The 15,507-nt window shown below is 62.7% G+C and carries 12 protein-coding genes; 1 reads left to right on the top strand and 11 read right to left on the bottom strand.

The genetic code is table 11. The features are described 5' to 3' along the window. Positions 1–134: 134 nt before the first annotated feature. Entirely contained in the window at positions 135–1,964 is a 1,830-nt protein-coding gene (gene glmS, locus IEW63_RS06145; protein ID WP_188635732.1) for a glutamine--fructose-6-phosphate transaminase (isomerizing), read from the bottom strand. A 77-nt stretch (positions 1,965–2,041) separates the two neighbouring features. After that, positions 2,042–3,601 carry a methyl-accepting chemotaxis protein gene (locus IEW63_RS06140; protein ID WP_188635731.1) on the bottom strand — a complete coding sequence of 520 codons (1,560 nt, stop codon included), beginning with the start codon at positions 3,599–3,601 and terminating at the stop codon, positions 2,042–2,044. Positions 3,602–3,723: 122 nt separating this feature from the next. Between IEW63_RS06140 and acnA the strand changes: the two genes are divergently transcribed. Continuing rightward, the gene (acnA, locus tag IEW63_RS06135; RefSeq protein WP_188635730.1) at positions 3,724–6,453 is read left to right on the top strand and encodes an aconitate hydratase AcnA; all 2,730 of its coding nucleotides are present in this window, start codon (positions 3,724–3,726) and stop codon (positions 6,451–6,453) included. Positions 6,454–6,515: 62 nt separating this feature from the next. On the opposite strand, the gene IEW63_RS06130 is transcribed toward acnA, so the two are convergent. The 9 genes from IEW63_RS06130 to IEW63_RS06090 form a co-directional block, all read right to left on the bottom strand. Then, positions 6,516–6,932 (bottom strand): PA2817 family protein, encoded by a 417-nt coding sequence (locus IEW63_RS06130; protein WP_188635729.1) that lies wholly within the window; start codon positions 6,930–6,932, stop codon positions 6,516–6,518. 129 nt (positions 6,933–7,061) lie between these two features. After that, positions 7,062–7,454 (bottom strand): VanZ family protein, encoded by a 393-nt coding sequence (locus IEW63_RS06125; RefSeq protein WP_188635728.1) that lies wholly within the window; start codon positions 7,452–7,454, stop codon positions 7,062–7,064. A gap of 104 nt (positions 7,455–7,558) precedes the next feature. Continuing rightward, complete coding sequence (locus IEW63_RS06120; protein ID WP_188636058.1) at positions 7,559–9,622, bottom strand: YjbH domain-containing protein; 2,064 nt, start codon at positions 9,620–9,622, stop codon at positions 7,559–7,561. A gap of 61 nt (positions 9,623–9,683) precedes the next feature. Continuing rightward, on the bottom strand, positions 9,684–10,466 hold the full coding sequence (locus IEW63_RS06115; RefSeq protein WP_188635727.1) for a capsule biosynthesis GfcC family protein: 783 nt from the start codon (positions 10,464–10,466) through the stop codon (positions 9,684–9,686). Continuing rightward, positions 10,463–11,119: a YjbF family lipoprotein gene (locus tag IEW63_RS06110; protein ID WP_188635726.1), complete on the bottom strand. Its 657-nt coding sequence runs from the start codon at positions 11,117–11,119 to the stop codon at positions 10,463–10,465. Before IEW63_RS06110 ends, IEW63_RS06115 begins: the two co-directional genes overlap by 4 nt. Before the next feature lie 10 nt (positions 11,120–11,129). Further along, on the bottom strand, positions 11,130–12,236 hold the full coding sequence (locus tag IEW63_RS06105) for a polysaccharide biosynthesis/export family protein (protein WP_188635725.1): 1,107 nt from the start codon (positions 12,234–12,236) through the stop codon (positions 11,130–11,132). 88 nt (positions 12,237–12,324) lie between these two features. Then, entirely contained in the window at positions 12,325–12,606 is a 282-nt protein-coding gene (locus IEW63_RS06100; protein ID WP_188635724.1) for a hypothetical protein, read from the bottom strand. Between the two features lie 125 nt (positions 12,607–12,731). Beyond that, positions 12,732–14,936 carry a polysaccharide biosynthesis tyrosine autokinase gene (locus IEW63_RS06095; protein WP_188635723.1) on the bottom strand — a complete coding sequence of 735 codons (2,205 nt, stop codon included), beginning with the start codon at positions 14,934–14,936 and terminating at the stop codon, positions 12,732–12,734. 29 nt (positions 14,937–14,965) lie between these two features. Continuing rightward, positions 14,966–15,403 (bottom strand): low molecular weight protein-tyrosine-phosphatase, encoded by a 438-nt coding sequence (locus IEW63_RS06090; RefSeq protein ID WP_188635722.1) that lies wholly within the window; start codon positions 15,401–15,403, stop codon positions 14,966–14,968. Positions 15,404–15,507: the final 104 nt, after the last annotated feature.

Raw genomic sequence — 15,507 nt, 5'->3', positions numbered from 1 at the left:
GGCGTGAATACGAGCCTGGTGACACCCACTGCCCCCCCGTAGGAGCGGCGACCTCGCCGCGATTGGCGCGCAACGCGCGCCCGGGGGTGCCGGTACCATTGGGGCGGCGGCGCTCGGGCCCGATAGGTGGGGCTTTATTCCACCGTCACGGATTTGGCCAGGTTGCGCGGTTTATCCACGTCGGTGCCCTTGACCAGCGCCACGTGGTAGCTCAGCATCTGCAGGGGGATGGTGTAGAGAACAGGGGAGATGACATCAGCCACCTCGGGCAGGCTGAGGGTGTCCTGGGGGGAGGCGCCTTCCTGGTCGATGCTCTCACAGGCAAAGGTGATCAGCTCGCCACCCCGCGCCCGGACCTCTTCGAGGTTGGACCTGAGCTTCTCCAGCAGGCTGTCGCTCGGCGCCACGCTGACGACCGGCATGTTCTCATCCACCAGCGCCAGAGGCCCGTGCTTGAGCTCGCCAGCGGCGTAGGCTTCGGCGTGGATATACGAGATTTCCTTGAGCTTGAGCGCACCTTCCATGGCGATGGGGTAGTGCGGGCCGCGCCCCAGGAAGAGGGTGTGGTGCTTGTTGGCGAAGCGCTCCGCCAGCCGGGTAATCTGCGGCTCAAGCTCAAGAGCACGGCTGATCAGCTCCGGCAACTGCCGGAGCGCCGCCACGTTGGCAGCGACCTGCGCCTGGTTGCCGCTGCGGCTCTGCAGCAGCGCGGTGGTCAGCCAGAGCAGGGCAACCAGCTGCGTGGTGAAGGCCTTGGTGGAGGCAACGCCGATCTCCGGGCCGGCATGGGTCAGCAAGCGCCAGTCCGCCTCCCGCACCAGAGAGCTGCCGGCCACGTTGCAGATTGCAAGCGTCGCCAGATAACCACCCTTGGCTGCAAAGCGCAGCGCCGCCAGGGTGTCTGCGGTTTCGCCGGACTGGGAAATGGTTATCAGCAGGGTGTTGGCCGGCACCGCCACGGTGCGATAGCGGTATTCGCTCGCTACCTCGACCTGGCAGGGAATGCCGACCTGTCCCTCGATCCAGTAGCGCGCCACCAGACCGGCATGGTAGCTGGTGCCGCAGGCCACGATGTGAATGTGCTCGATATTCCCCAGGCGGGCTTCGGCATCAGGTCCCAGAATCGCCGTCAGTACATGATCCGTCCCCAGCGTGCCGGCGAGCGTGTCGTTGATGGCGCCCGGTTGCTCGAAGATTTCCTTGAGCATGTAATGGCGATACTCGCCCTTGTCCAGGCTCAGCGCCGCATGTTCATAACGCAGGGCGGGCCGCTGCACCGCCTCACCCCGGGCATCCCAGATCTCGCAGCCGTCGAGCGTCAACCGCGCGTGATCACCTTCCTCCAGATAACGGAAACGGTCGGTCACCTGCAGCAGAGCCAGCGGGTCGGACGCGAGATAATTCTCACCGCTGCCCTCACCGATCACCAGCGGACTGCCCATGCGGGCACAGTAAAGCGTATCGGGTTCATCCTCATGCACCAGCGCCAGCGCATAGGCGCCATGCAGCTCATTCAATGCCGCACGGAAGGCCGCCAGCAGATCCCCGGTCAGCCGGTAATGCCAGGCCACCAGGTGAGCGATCACCTCGGTATCGGTTTCCGAGCTGAATACGAAACCCTGCTCGACCAACCGGCTGCGCAGAGCCGAGTGATTCTCGATGATGCCGTTATGCACAATGGCCAGACGGTCCGAGACATGGGGATGAGCGTTATGTTCGGCGGGTTTGCCATGGGTAGCCCAGCGGGTATGGGCAATGCCCAGATGGCCATTGGCGGGATTATCTGTCAGCGCGCTTTCCAGTTCCGCCACCTTGCCTGTGGCCCGTACCCGAAGGATGTGGTGGTCGGAAGGCATGACGGCCACCCCGGCGGAGTCATAACCGCGATACTCCAGACGACGCAGGCCTTCAAGCAGGATGGGAGTGATATTGCGTTGGGCGATAGCGCCGACAATGCCGCACATATCGGGATACTCCTTTATCGGAACGAGAGGGCGGATTTTATCACCGCCCCGGAGCCAGCCCGAGAAAAATCTTGCGGTCAGACGCGGTTGAAACGGGCCACCATCGCATTCTGTTTCTCTGTCGTGTCAGCCAGCTCGTCGCTGCTGCGGGCGCTCAGACGCGCCTGGCTGGCGCTTTGCTCCGAAAGCGCCGCAATGCTGTTGATGTTGCGGCTGATCTCATCAGCGACCGCGCTCTGCTCCTCCGCCGCGCTGGCAATCTGCTCACCCATCGAGTTGACCTGAGCGATGGCCTGCCGAATGCTTCCCAGCGCGTCATCCAGCTCGATCACATGGGAGACGCCCCTGTCAGCCAGCTCTACTTCCTGCTGCATATTGGCAATGGTGCGTCCCGACGTCTGCTGGAGCTGCTCGATAAGCCGATGGATATGCTCGGTGGATTCGGCTGTGCGTTTTGCCAGAGCCCGTACCTCGTCTGCCACAACAGCAAAGCCGCGCCCCTGCTCCCCGGCGCGAGCGGCTTCAATGGCCGCGTTCAGCGCCAACAGGTTGGTCTGTTCGGCCACACTGCGGATGACATCCACAACAGTGCTGATTTCTTCGGCATCGCTGGCCAGCTGCGCCGCATCGCCAGCGGCCGCGCTCACTGAAGCGCTCAGCTGCTCAATGGTGGTACGGGCCTGGCGGGCAATCTGCGTACCTTTCTCTGCTTGCTGATTGGCAGTCTGCGTCGCATCGGCCGTCCGGCTGATGCTGCCGGCCACTTCCTGGCTGCTGGCCGCCATCTGGCTGACCGCTGCGGCGACCAGATTGATCTCTGCGCGCTGGCCTTCCAGCTGCTTTCGGGACTGATTTGCCCGCTCGTTGCCCTGCATCGCCTGGGTACGGAGTTGCTCGGTAAAGTCGGCCACCCTGCTGACGCAGGTGCGCAGCCGGGCCTCGTGGCTGTAAAGGGTCATCTGCAACCGGCCGAGCGGGCCGGTCTGGTCCGTATACATCTGAGCCAACAGCGGATCGTCGATGACGTCGTCGTTGTGGGCAAGCAGTGAGGTCAGCTGGCGCTCCCGGCGGCGCTGCAGCAACAGCCCGATCGGCGCTGAGACGAGAAGAGCCGGAACCAGCCCCGGCAGCCCGAAATGATGCACAGCCAACGCACCGATCATGCTGCACAGCAAAGCAGGTACAAGCGCAGCGATCTGGCCTGTCAGGCGGCTGGGTATCGATCTGCCCCCATCATTCAGTCGCCGGTAGAAATCGGAGGTGCGGGCGATCTCTTCCGTGCTGGCCTTGATTCTTACCGACTCGTAGCCGACCACACTGCCGCCTTCACGAATCGGCATGACAAACGCGTTCACCCAGTAATGATCGCCGTTCTTGCACCGGTTCTTGACCACCCCCATCCAGATATTGCCGCGCTTGAGGTAGTCCCACATGTGGGCAAACACAGCTGACGGAACATCTGGATGACGGATCAGGTTATGGGCCTGGCCGATCAGCTCCTCCCGGGAGTAGCCCGAAACCTCAACGAAGTCATCGTTGCAGTAGGTAATAACGCCTTTCTGATCGGTAGTGGTGATCAACCGCTGGCGCTCGTCGAACACCAGCTCCTTGCCCGTAATGGGCAGATTCTTTCTCATGGTTACTCCGACTCCGGAGCTCAAACACGCATTGTTTGAACTATGCTCAGGTGTATCGGCCTGAATCAGTATCCCGTTAGCCGAACATTACATTTTTGCGAAATGCCCGCAGGAGGAGAGCAATGTCATCCCGGAACAGCCTGCAGACGCTGACCACACTTCAGGTCGGCGATATCAGCTACCGATACCATTCCCTGCCCAAAGCCGCAGAGTTGCTGGGGGAGATCGACCGGTTGCCGGTCTCGCTCAAGGTGCTGCTGGAGAACCTGCTGCGCTATGAGGATGGCGTTACCGTGACCCGGGACGACATTCAGGCCATGGCCGACTGGCTTGTGGAGCGCCGTTCCACCCGTGAAATCCAGTTCCGACCCGCGCGGGTGCTGATGCAGGACTTCACCGGCGTGCCCGCGGTGGTGGACCTGGCCGCCATGCGCGACGCCGTGGCCCGCGCCGGTGGTGATCCGCAGCGCATCAACCCGCTGTCGCCGGTGGACCTGGTCATCGACCACTCGGTCATGGTCGACCACTTCGGCGAGGACAACGCCTTCCATGACAACGTCGCCATGGAGATCAAGCGCAACGGCGAGCGTTACGCCTTCCTGCGCTGGGGGCAGAGCGCGTTCAACAACTTCCGTGTGGTGCCGCCGGGTACCGGTATCTGTCACCAGGTCAACCTGGAATACCTGGCGCAGAGCGTCTGGGCGGAGCAGATCGACGGTGAACACTGGGCCTACCCCGACACCCTGGTCGGCACCGACTCCCACACCACCATGGTCAACGGCCTGGGTGTGCTGGGCTGGGGCGTCGGCGGCATCGAGGCGGAAGCGGCCATGCTCGGCCAGCCGGTTTCCATGCTCATTCCCGAAGTGGTCGGCTTCAAGCTCACCGGCAAGCTGCGCGAAGGCATGACCGCCACCGACCTGGTGCTGACCGTTACCCAGATGCTGCGTCAGCGCGGTGTGGTCGGCAAATTCGTTGAATTCTACGGCGACGGCCTGGCGGATCTGCCCCTGGCCGACCGGGCCACCATTGCCAACATGGCACCGGAATACGGCGCCACCTGCGGCTTCTTCCCTGTGGACGAAGTCACCCTGAACTACCTGCGCCTGACCGGCCGCCCGGCAGAGGTGATCGAGCGGGTGGAGGCCTACAGCAAGGCCCAGGGCCTGTGGCGTGAGCCGGGCCATGAGCCGGTGTTCTCCGACACCCTGCACCTGGACATGAGCGAAGTCGAGCCCAGCCTGGCCGGCCCGCGCCGCCCCCAGGACCGCGTGCCCCTGGGGGGTGTGCCCGACGCTTTCAAGGAGCTGCTCGCCCTGCAACTCACCCCCGCCAGTACCGAGGTCGGGCGACTGGAATCCGAAGGGGGAGGCGGCACTGCCGTGGGGGCGAGCACCGGTGAGGTGACCGTCAACATCGACGGAGAGGAACACACCATCAAGCACGGCGCGGTGGTTATCGCCGCGATCACTTCCTGCACCAACACCTCCAACCCCAGCGTGATGATGGCCGCAGGGTTGCTGGCGAAGAAGGCGATCGAGCGGGGCCTGCAGCGCAGGCCATGGGTCAAATCCTCCCTGGCGCCTGGCTCCAAGGTGGTGACGGACTACCTGGAAAAGGCCGGTCTCACCGAATATCTCGACCAGCTGGGCTTTCATCTGGTCGGATACGGCTGCACCACCTGTATCGGCAACTCCGGGCCGCTGCCCGAGCCCGTCAGCCAGGCCATCAGCGAGAACGATCTGGTGGTCTCCGCGGTACTGTCCGGCAACCGCAACTTCGAAGGGCGCATCCATCAGCAGGTCAAGGCCAACTGGCTGGCATCCCCGCCGCTTGTTGTTGCCTACGCACTGGCCGGGGACAGCCTGCTCAATCTGGCGGAAGAGCCGCTCGGTCTGGATGCGGATAACAAGCCGGTGTATCTGCGCGACGTCTGGCCCAGTAATGCCGAGATTGCCGAGGCCGTGGCGCTGGTCGAGGACGACATGTTCCGCAGCCGCTACGCCGACGTCTTCACCGGCGACGAACACTGGCAGGCGGTCGCCACCAGCGGAGGGGATACCTACGCCTGGGACAGCCAGTCCACCTATGTGCAGAATCCGCCGTACTTCGAGGACATCGACAAGCCCATCCAGCCCCTCAGACCCATCGAACAGGCGCGGGTGCTGGCGGTCTTCGGCGACTCCATCACTACCGACCATATCTCGCCAGCAGGCAACATCAAGGCCAGCTCACCGGCAGGGCAGTATCTGCAGGAGCAGGGCGTCAGCCCCGAGGACTTCAACTCCTACGGCTCACGCCGCGGCAACCACGAAGTGATGATGCGCGGCACCTTCGCCAACATCCGCATCCGCAACCGGATGATGGGCGGCGAAGAGGGCGGGGTAACCATCCACGTGCCCTGCGGGGAGCGGATGTCGATCTACGACGCCGCCATGCGCTACCAGAGCGAAGGCACGCCGCTGGTGGTGCTCGCCGGCAAGGAATACGGCACCGGCTCCAGCCGCGACTGGGCCGCCAAGGGCACCAACCTGCTCGGGGTCAAGGCCGTCATTGCCAAGAGTTTTGAGCGCATCCACCGCTCCAACCTGGTCGGCATGGGGGTACTGCCGCTGCAATTCACCAACGACCAGAGCGCAGCGAGCCTGCAGCTCGATGGGCATGAAGTGCTGAGCATTGCCGGCATAAGCGACGATATTCAACCGGGGCAGAAGCTCAAGGTAACGGCCCAGCGCAGCAACGGCGAGCAGGTAGAGTTCGAGGTGGTGTGCCGGATAGATACGAAGAACGAAGTGGATTACTTCAAGGCAGGAGGCATATTGCATTACGTGTTGAGGGAGATGATTGAGTAACGCCCCCTGATTTTGTAGGAGCCCCGACCCCGGGGCGATTGGCGGGCGGAGCCCGCCCGCCCTCAACTCCCCCGCACCGCCTGCTGCATCAACAACTGCCTTGCCTGCTCCCAGTCAAACTCCTCACCCCGCGCCTCCGCTTCGGCCTGGTGTTCGTCCAGCAGCTGGTACTGGGCGATCTCCTCGTCCGGCATGTAGTGCAGGCAGTCCCCTCCGAAATACCACAGCAGGTCCCTCGGGATGAGGTGGGCTACCTGTGGGTAGCGGGTGATGACCTGGCAGATCACTTCCTGGCCGGAGTAGAGGGCGTCCTGGTCGCCGGCTTCGAGCTGGGCTATCAGTTCCTCGAACCGCTCCAGAAACAGGAGGTTGCTCTCCTCCGGCACCTGCGCCATCAACACGGATTGCGCGCGCAGCGTGTCGTACAGGCTGGTCAGCAGGGCGAGGTGGTAGCGGTGGTAGGGCAGCTTGGTATTCATGGCGGACTCCTGGGGCTGAGGGGCGGGATTGTAGCAGATGCGGATGGGGTGGGACCCGGGGCGCGCTTTGCGCGCCAATCGCGGCGGGGCGGTCCGGTGTCCCGGCGCCGGTCCTACATTAAGAGGGCGTCAGCGGCTCTGTGGTGGGTGTGTTCCGCGTGACCAGCGTATTTTTCGCCCGGCCCACAGCACGGCCAGCCCGGCCAGCACTCCGCCGGTGTTGGCGTAGATATCCGCCATATCCGGCGTTCGGCTGGAGTAGCCCTGGATGCATTCGATCACTACGCCGACGCCGAACAGGAACAACCCTCGCCACCACCAGCGCCAGCGGGGATGGGCGGGGTAGCTGAGGATGGTACATACCAGCAGGCCGCCTGCGTGGTAGACGGTATCCACCGAGCTGAACCTGATCGGGGTCGGCGGGGCCTCGGGGCGGATGCCGAGGTAAATGCCGAGCCCGAGCACGGTATAGAACAGGATCAGGTAAAACCAACGGAAACGCTGAAAATGGTCAGGGGTCATCAAGTGCCACAGAAATACATCAGAGGAAAACGGCTCCGTTCACGCGGCGCCCGCCGTCGATAGAGTCATCGTAACGGCGGAGCATCCGCGGCGGGTGGGGAGTATCACTCTACCATCCGCCCGAACCCATCATTGAACCAACCGATATCCCTGGCCTGAGTCATGTCATACAGCTGGTAGTACTTGGCCAGCTTGGCGCCGCCGTCCCGTGTCACCGGTCTCCAGGCAAGTGTGCCGGTGGAGGTGGTGGAGCGGGAGAAGAAGGCGTCGAACGGGAAGGTGAAGTAGATCCCCTTGTCGAAGCTGCCCTCGCCGAACTCTTCCGCTGACACGTTGGTGCGCGTCGCCCACGCGCCGACGGTAATGCCGTTGGCAAAGCGGCGGGACAGGTCCAGGGTGGCGCCATAGTCGCCGGCCAGGTAACGGCCGACGCTCGTCTTGGCCAGCACATCCCACAGGCCCGTATCGGTGTAGGTGGTCACATGACCGGTCCAGGTGGAGTAATCGCGGAAGTCGAAGTTCTGACGGAAGCCGCGCTGCTTCACCCAGTTGGCATCCACCCCGACCGCCCAGCTGGCGTCGAACGGCCGGTAGAGGATCTCACCGCCCACCCCGCCGAACATGCTTTCCAGCAGGCCGGCATAAGCCATCGCGTAGGTGTCGCGGTTGAGCTGTCTGGTCCAGGTGTACTGCAGGTTCTCCAGCACCACGTCCGAGGTCACCAGGTACTCGCGGATGTGTGTGCGTACCTGCGGCAGCTGACTCTCTCCGCGCAGCTCGAACTTGTCCCAGTTGTTGATCAGGTTCACGCCTATGTTGCCGCGTACCCAGCTGTTGCGATTGAAGCGATACTCCGCACTCACCCGCGCCAGTACCTGATACAGCAGGAACTCGTCCGGCCCACCGATGTTCTGCTTGTAGCCCAGCCCCAGCCCCCAGTCGAACTTGTCCAGCTCCGCCGTGTGCAGGGTGTCCTTGTCGACGATACTGGGCGTGGCGTTGACGATATCCCGGCGCAGGCCGCTGGCATCGGTGCGGTTGTCTTCGTAATCGCGCAGCGTCTGCGCCTTGATGCTGGTCTCGCTGACCGGGAGACCAAAGGGCTTGTTGACCAGGGTGTACCAGTCGTAGCTGCCTTCACCCAGGCTGTTGTCCAGAACCCGCGAGGCCCGGGTCACGCCCTCCGTCTCGTTGCGATAGGTCCGCTGTTCGCCGGTCACGATCACTTCCCGGTCACGCACGGCGATATCCTGCACCTCGAAGCCGGCGTTGTCCTTCAGGCGCTTGCTGACATCGGTCCAGTCCACCTGCTGACCGGCAACACCGGCGGGCAGGGCGCGGCGCTTCTCCGGCTCCGGGTCCAGGAACTTGGTCGGCCCGGTGGCGTTCATCAGATTGGTATGGAAGGTGATGCCGATCATGGCGGTATTGCCACGCTCCCAGCCGGCACTGATATCAATCCCATCGCTTACCTTGAACACCGCACCCAGGTTGATGCGGGAGTCAGCCGGCTCGAAGTCCGGATCGCCCGGCTCGTTACGGTAATCGTTGCCGTCAAACTCGACCTTAAGGCGCAGCCGGTCCCAGGGCGTCTGGTACTCCACCCCGCCAAAGAAGGCCGCCGGGCCGCTGAAATAGGTATTGGTACTGAAATTACCGCCGCGGTCACCCTCTTCGCGGCCGGCACGGTCGCTGTCCCGCAATCCACCGAAGGGGTTGCTGAAGTCCGCGCGCTGGCCAAGGTAACCCCAACCCACCCCCAGGCTTACGTCCAGATCCCAGAAGCGCTTGCTGGCGACCAGATACTCGCTGGAAAACAGCCCCGTACCCGCCAGGTCAGTAAAGCCCAGGGCAATCTGAGGTACCCAATACGACTCCTGCCACAGCCGGAAGCGGGCATCCACGGCCTTGTCCTTGTTGCTCTGGTCGCCGCCGAAGTCACTGTTTTCACCGCCGTAGGTACGGTTGGTCATCGCGGTATAACGCAGCGTGCCTTCCAGCCACGGCAACGGCGTGACGGAAATGCTGTAACGGCTGTAGGGCGACACCCGGTTGGCGTTGAAGTGGAATGCACCCTCGTCGGCAAAGCGCGCCGTGGGCGTCTGCAGCAGACCCACGCCACCGAAGTCACTCTGGGTGGTGCGGTAGCGGTCGGCCTGGGCATGCATCGGCGAAATGGCAAGGGCCAGCAGGGCCGGGGCAAAGAGTGCGGCGTGGCGCAGGGTTCCCTTACTCACTGAAGCGGCCTCCCAGCTGGTACTGGGTGGCCAGCAGCGCTGCCATATCCCGGTTCAGATCCGCTGCGTCCGGCGAAATCTGCGCCGGGCTCAGGGGACGATAGATGACGGCGCCCACGGCCACGTTCACCTTCTGTTCATTCCAATGAGCGATGCCCACTTCCTCAACCCGACCGTCCGGCTGAATGACCTGCACAAGATTGCGATCCGCCGCCGGGTGCGCCGGGCACTGGGCCAGGTAATCCTTCAATGCCAGCGCCGCATCAAAGGCCAGGGTGCAATCGGCCGCTACGGCGCCCATCACTCGCACCTGGGAGGGGCGTTGGGGGTAGATCAGCCTGTCGCCGGGCTCCAGCAGCGCGTTATTCTGCTTGATCAGCAGCTGGAAAGGATCCAGCTGCGCCGGCACCCGACCGGTGACCGGCATGGCTGCGACCTGGGTGTCCAGCCGTTTGATCAGCTCCAGCAGCGGGGCGTTATTGGTGGCACGGGCATGGATGCGGTTCACCCGAATATCGAACAGCACTCCTGCCTTCAGACGCTGCTGCGGCTCCAATTCGCTCTTGCGCAGCAGCGCCGCGCCGAGGAACCAGGCATCCGCACGCACCTGACCGGCCACGGTCGCATCATGCAGCCGCGCATCGGCATGCCATCGGAAGGTGCCGGGCTTGAGCACCGCACCGGCTACGCTGACCGTATGGGATGCGGCACTCTGGCCAAAGCCGAGCAGCAACGCACCCACGAGAGAAAGGCCAAGGGAACGCAGAGGCATCATGGGCGCGCTCCCCCTTCGGTTTTGGCCAGGGTAAGCACCAGTGGCGGCATATCAGGGGCAAGATGCTGCACGCTGTGGCGCACCAGGCCGGTGTCCGGCTCTACCCAATAGCGGTTTGTAGCGCGAAACCCCAGCTCCGGCATGTTGATCATCTCGTCGATCCGCAGCAGCTGGTGCCTGGCGCCCATATAGGTAATGGATTCCATCCGACCCACGCGATAGCGCGCATGCTGGCGCAGGCCAGTCCGGTATTGCGCCGGGTAATCCACCAGGCGGGTTACTTCGGTGCCTGTGGTAACCCTGTTCAGCCCGGTGAGAAAGGGGTCGTTAACCACCAGCGGAGCAATCACATCCACCGGCAGACCGGCGGACTGCACCAGCCTCCCGTGATGGGTCAGCAGCATCTCGGTCAGACCGTGCCATTCAGCCCGGCCGGTTGCGGCCCCCGGGGCCACCAGCAATGCTTCGGCGCCGTCCAGCTCCGCCAGCAGCACCGGCGCGTCAACCGCATTGACGCGGTCGACGCTGATGACAGACTCCGGCCCGCTGATGGCGAGGCGCATGGTTTCAACCGCATCGCGCGATAAGGAGTTACACCCGGCCAGGCCAATGATGGCCACGCCCAGTGTGACCCTTTGTATAAAGGTCTTCACTGGGTGCTCCTCAGTTGCCGCCTACTTCATCCCCAGTACGTGCACCGGTGTACAGAATGGTAGCGGTGGGCAGCAGCTGGCTTATGAAGCGGTTCCAGCGGGTGACGCCCGCAGCGCCCACAAACACCACATCCTGTGGCTCCATCTCGAACCGGTTCGCCAGGATAAAGGCCGAGGGAGACTTCGCGTTCAGCTGGAACACGGTGGCCTTCTCGTTCTCTAGGTTGTCCATGCCGCGGATCACATATACCTCACGACCGCTGGCGCTGATCGGAGACGGCCCACCCACGGTGCCCAGCACCTCGCTCAGTGTCATGCGGCTGGTGCGGTAGGGCATGGCGCCCGGCTGGGGGACTTCGCCCATGACCAGTATCTTGCGCGCATCGTTGAGGCCCATATGCAGCTTGTCGCCGGGCTTGAGGTAGATGTCACCGATACGGCTGGGCGTGCTGGTCAGACGATCGTAATCCAGGCGGTAGGTCACGCCATCACGGATCAGCTGCAGGTTGGACAGGTCCGCCGTTTCCGGGTCGATCTGTGCCTGGCCCACCGCTTCCAGCAGGGTCAGGCGCTGGGCATTCACCGGCTGAAAGCCGGAGTTCACGAACGCACCGCTGAAATAGATCTTCTGGCTGTTGTACTCGATCACGTTCACATCCACCTGGGGCTGCTCGATATAGCGGGCCAGACGGTTGGCAATGATCTCGCGGAGTTCTTCAAGGGTCTTGCCGGCAACATGCACGTTACCGATAAAGGGGTAGAACAGCGTGCCGTCGTCGCGCACCACCCGGGCGTTGGCGCTTGAGGGTTGCTGCTGCCCGCCGGGAATGGTCAGTTCAGGGTGATCCCACACGGTAATGAAGAGCGCATCGTTGGCACCAATGCGGTAATTTTCCGGCGTGTAGGCCAGCAGCTCCTCGGGTATCTCGACACCGTTCTTCACCGCCTGATCCTGCGCCAGCAGCTTGGGCGTAATCTGGACCAGCTCCACCATGCTGTTTTCAGCGGAATCCTGGCTGATCAAACGGTCGGTATCCATATGCATGCCCGGAGAGAACATGCATGCCTGAAGGAGGAGGGTAGATGCGCCCAGCGCCAGAAGCGGGAATCGGATCATGGATTATTCTTCTTTGCAGGATTGAACATAAAAAAAGCCACCTGAAGTTGCGGGTTTCAGGTGGCTTCTGACCAGCCGCTGACCGGGATCAGTTACCAGTTGTCGTTGCGGTGGTAGTAGAGGTGCTGGTGCCGCCGCCATCACTGTCGGAAGCCGCCGCTACGGCCAGACCAACAACGGCCACGCCGAGAGCTACACCGCCTGCGCTCAGGCCACCGGCTGCGCCAGCGCCGGCTCCGGTACCGCCGGTACCGGCTGCGGTTTCAGGGGTGCCGGCAGGGGCGGGCTCACCCACATCCTGCTGGGCGAAGGTCATGCCGGAGGCGAGCAGCAGACCACTTGCCAGCAGGGCGATTGTTTGTTTCTTCATGTCTCGTCTCCTCTTGATCTGAATGAAGTCAGAACAGTAAGTAGTCTCGGATTATAACCGGTCGATTGTCTATGGGAACACGCAACAGTCTAAAGGTTCCCTGTTGCAGTCGTGTTGCCGGGCGGTTACTTCACGTCCGGCTTGTACTCGTACTGATAGTAACCATAGTTGCCATAGCCGTAGGCTGCAGCCTTTTTTTCCACCGCATTGAAGATCGCACCCTTGATCTCGATCCCGTTATGACGGAAGCGCTGCAGGGTGAGCTCTATCTCCTTGATCGGGTTCAGGCCGAAGCGGGTCACGATCAGGCTGGTGCCGGCAAGGCGTCCCACCAGTGCGGCATCGGTCACAGCCAGAATAGGCGGTGTGTCGACAATTACAAGGTCGTACATCTTGCTCAACTGGTCCAGCAGCGCCTGGAAGTTGCCGTGCATCAGCAGTTCTGACGGGTTCGGCGGCACCTGACCGCGGCCGATGAAGTGCAGCCGCTCGACTTCCGTTTTGTGAACCACGTCCGCCAGGGTGTGAGTGTGCACCAGCAAACCGGACAGCCCCGGCTCGGCGGGGCGGTCAACCAGCTTGTGCAGGTAGCCCTTGCGCATATCGCCATCCACCAGCACCACCTTCTGTCCGGCCTGGGCAATGATGGCCGCCAGGTTGGCGGACACAAAGGACTTGCCCACCGCCGGGCTGGGGCCGGAAATCATCAGGATGTTGTTCTTCGCTTCCATCATCGCGAAGTGCAGGCTGGTGCGCAGGCTGCGCAGCGCCTCGATGGACAGGTCCGCCGGGTTGGTCGCCGCCAGCAGGTGCGAGCCCTGGGTCTTGCCCTTGCGCTCCAGCACCTCCTGGTCCTTGCTGAAGGGAATGGAAGCATACACCGGCAGGCCGATCTGCTCGATCAGTTCGGGGTTCTCCACGCCACGGTTCAGCGCATGGCGGAGCAGGGCGATGGCGACACCCAGCATGGCGCCCAGCAGGGTAGCCAGTACGACGATCAACGGCTTCTTGGGTTTGACCGGTGCGCTGGTATCCACCGCCGCCTCATCGATGATGCGTACGTTGCCCACAGTGCCCGCACGCATCACGTCCAGCTCCTGGGACTTGTTCAGCATCTGGGTGTAGATCTCGGTGCTGACCTGAACATCGCGGGTGAGGCGCAGCAGCTCCTGCTGGGTCTCCGGCAGGCCACCCACCTCATCCAGCAGGCGATTGCGGCGGCTCTCGAGCTGGCCAAGCTGGCTCATCAGCGCCTGATAGCTTGGGTGATCCCGGGTAAAGCGGCGTTGCAGCTCCTCGCGCTTGAGCGTCAGCTCGGAAATGGCTGCCTCCAGCTCCACCACCTGGTTGAGCACCGACTGGGTCTCGATGGTGATATCAACCGAGCCCGCGCTGGCCTGATAAGCGTTGAGCGCATTCTCGGCCTGCTCCAGATCCCGGCGTACCTTCGGCAGTTGGTCAGTGAGAAACTCCAGGCTCTGCTGGGCCTCGGCCGAGCGGCGCTCCACGTTCTGGCGAACGTACAGGCGGCTTACCTCGTCCAGCACAGCCATGGCAAAGGGCGGCTTGGGGTGTTCAAGGGTGACGGTCACGATGCCCGAGTCCTTGCCCTTCTCACTCGCGCCAATGCTGCGCTGCAAACCGAGAATGGTGCTCAACCGGCCGCGCTTGACCACGTTGAACTCGGTGCCGGGCCGGGCGACCAGCTCCTGCACCTGAATCTTGAAGCCATGGCTGTCTATCGGCTCGCCCACCCGACCGGTTATGAGCGTGACGCCATCTTCATTCAGCAGAGTAAAACCGCCGCTCTCCTCGGCCCGGAGCACAAGGGGTTCGCCCTGATAGCCGGAGGGGACTTCCAGCTGGAATATCTCCAGCTTCTCGCCCCCCCAGGCGTAACTGGAAAAGCCCATGAAGGCATCAGCCACGGGCTTCTCCGGCTCCGGCTGATAGCGGCGGTGCATGAACGCACCGATAACCGGAAACAGCTTCGGCTGAGCAACAATGGTCAGCTTGAGGTTGTCCACTGCCTGGCCAATCACCTGGCGCGACTTGAGCAGTTCGATCTCGGTCACCGCAGCGGAGGTGGTGGGGAACAGCTCGCTGTCTCCCAGCAGGCTGCCCACGCCGGAGGACTTCTCCTCGATCTGGATCATCGCGTTGGCGCGATATATGGGCGTGCTCAGCAGGGCATAGGCAACGCCGGCAACGGCAAACAGGAAGGTACAGGCAATGATGATGCCCTTGTTATCAATCAAGGCACCCAACAGCGCCAGAAGATCGATTTCGTCACTATTGCTGGGTGGCGCTGCGCCAGGCGTACTCTGCATTAAGTTGCTCTCTGTTCACACGATTGTTTTTACTTGAGATAAGGCAGCCAGGCAGTGGCGGCCTCATCGAGAAGTCGAAATACATGTTCGAAGGCAGGCAGTTGCTGGCGATACGGGTCAGGTACTTCCCGGTTGTTCGACCACTTGCCAAACAAGAACGTCTTGCCGCGGGCCTCCGGGGCCATTGAATGGATCGATTCCAGATGCTTTTGTTCCATCGCCAGCACCAGATCGGCTGCACGGAGCATATCGGGGGTCAATTGGCGGGCCTGATGATCAGGCAGGTGATAACCGGCGGCGGCCATTACCTCTGCGGCTGTGGCATCAACGGGCTTGCCCACCAATGCACCGAGCCCGGCCGAACTGACTTCGATTCCGCGTCCTTCCAACTTGCCTTTCAGTAAAGCCTCGCCCGTCGGTGAGCGACAGATATTACCTACACAAACAACCAGAATAGATTTGAACATGCCATCCCATGCGTTTTGTCATGCCAGTCGGCCGGGGCCGACACTCTTGCCCACTGCCAGCTGCAGTATGGGCACGGTGGGTGCAACTGGCCACCCGTAAGTGT

Source organism: Halopseudomonas pertucinogena, from assembly GCF_014646575.1.
GTDB lineage: Bacteria > Pseudomonadota > Gammaproteobacteria > Pseudomonadales > Pseudomonadaceae > Halopseudomonas > Halopseudomonas pertucinogena.
This window is presented reverse-complemented; position numbering and strand designations above follow the sequence as displayed.

What these genes read in the sequence shown, in the direction of transcription:
- glmS (WP_188635732.1), bottom strand. Translation starts at nt 1,964, where the DNA reads ATGTGCGGCATTGTCGGCGCTATCGCCCAACGCAATATCACTCCCATC.
- IEW63_RS06140 (WP_188635731.1), bottom strand. Translation starts at nt 3,601, where the DNA reads ATGAGAAAGAATCTGCCCATTACGGGCAAGGAGCTGGTGTTCGACGAG.
- acnA (WP_188635730.1), top strand. Translation starts at nt 3,724, where the DNA reads ATGTCATCCCGGAACAGCCTGCAGACGCTGACCACACTTCAGGTCGGC.
- IEW63_RS06130 (WP_188635729.1), bottom strand. Translation starts at nt 6,932, where the DNA reads ATGAATACCAAGCTGCCCTACCACCGCTACCACCTCGCCCTGCTGACC.
- IEW63_RS06125 (WP_188635728.1), bottom strand. Translation starts at nt 7,454, where the DNA reads ATGACCCCTGACCATTTTCAGCGTTTCCGTTGGTTTTACCTGATCCTG.
- IEW63_RS06120 (WP_188636058.1), bottom strand. Translation starts at nt 9,622, where the DNA reads ATGCATGCCCAGGCCGACCGCTACCGCACCACCCAGAGTGACTTCGGT.
- IEW63_RS06115 (WP_188635727.1), bottom strand. Translation starts at nt 10,466, where the DNA reads ATGATGCCTCTGCGTTCCCTTGGCCTTTCTCTCGTGGGTGCGTTGCTG.
- IEW63_RS06105 (WP_188635725.1), bottom strand. Translation starts at nt 12,236, where the DNA reads ATGATCCGATTCCCGCTTCTGGCGCTGGGCGCATCTACCCTCCTCCTT.
- IEW63_RS06100 (WP_188635724.1), bottom strand. Translation starts at nt 12,606, where the DNA reads ATGAAGAAACAAACAATCGCCCTGCTGGCAAGTGGTCTGCTGCTCGCC.
- IEW63_RS06095 (WP_188635723.1), bottom strand. Translation starts at nt 14,936, where the DNA reads ATGCAGAGTACGCCTGGCGCAGCGCCACCCAGCAATAGTGACGAAATC.
- IEW63_RS06090 (WP_188635722.1), bottom strand. Translation starts at nt 15,403, where the DNA reads ATGTTCAAATCTATTCTGGTTGTTTGTGTAGGTAATATCTGTCGCTCA.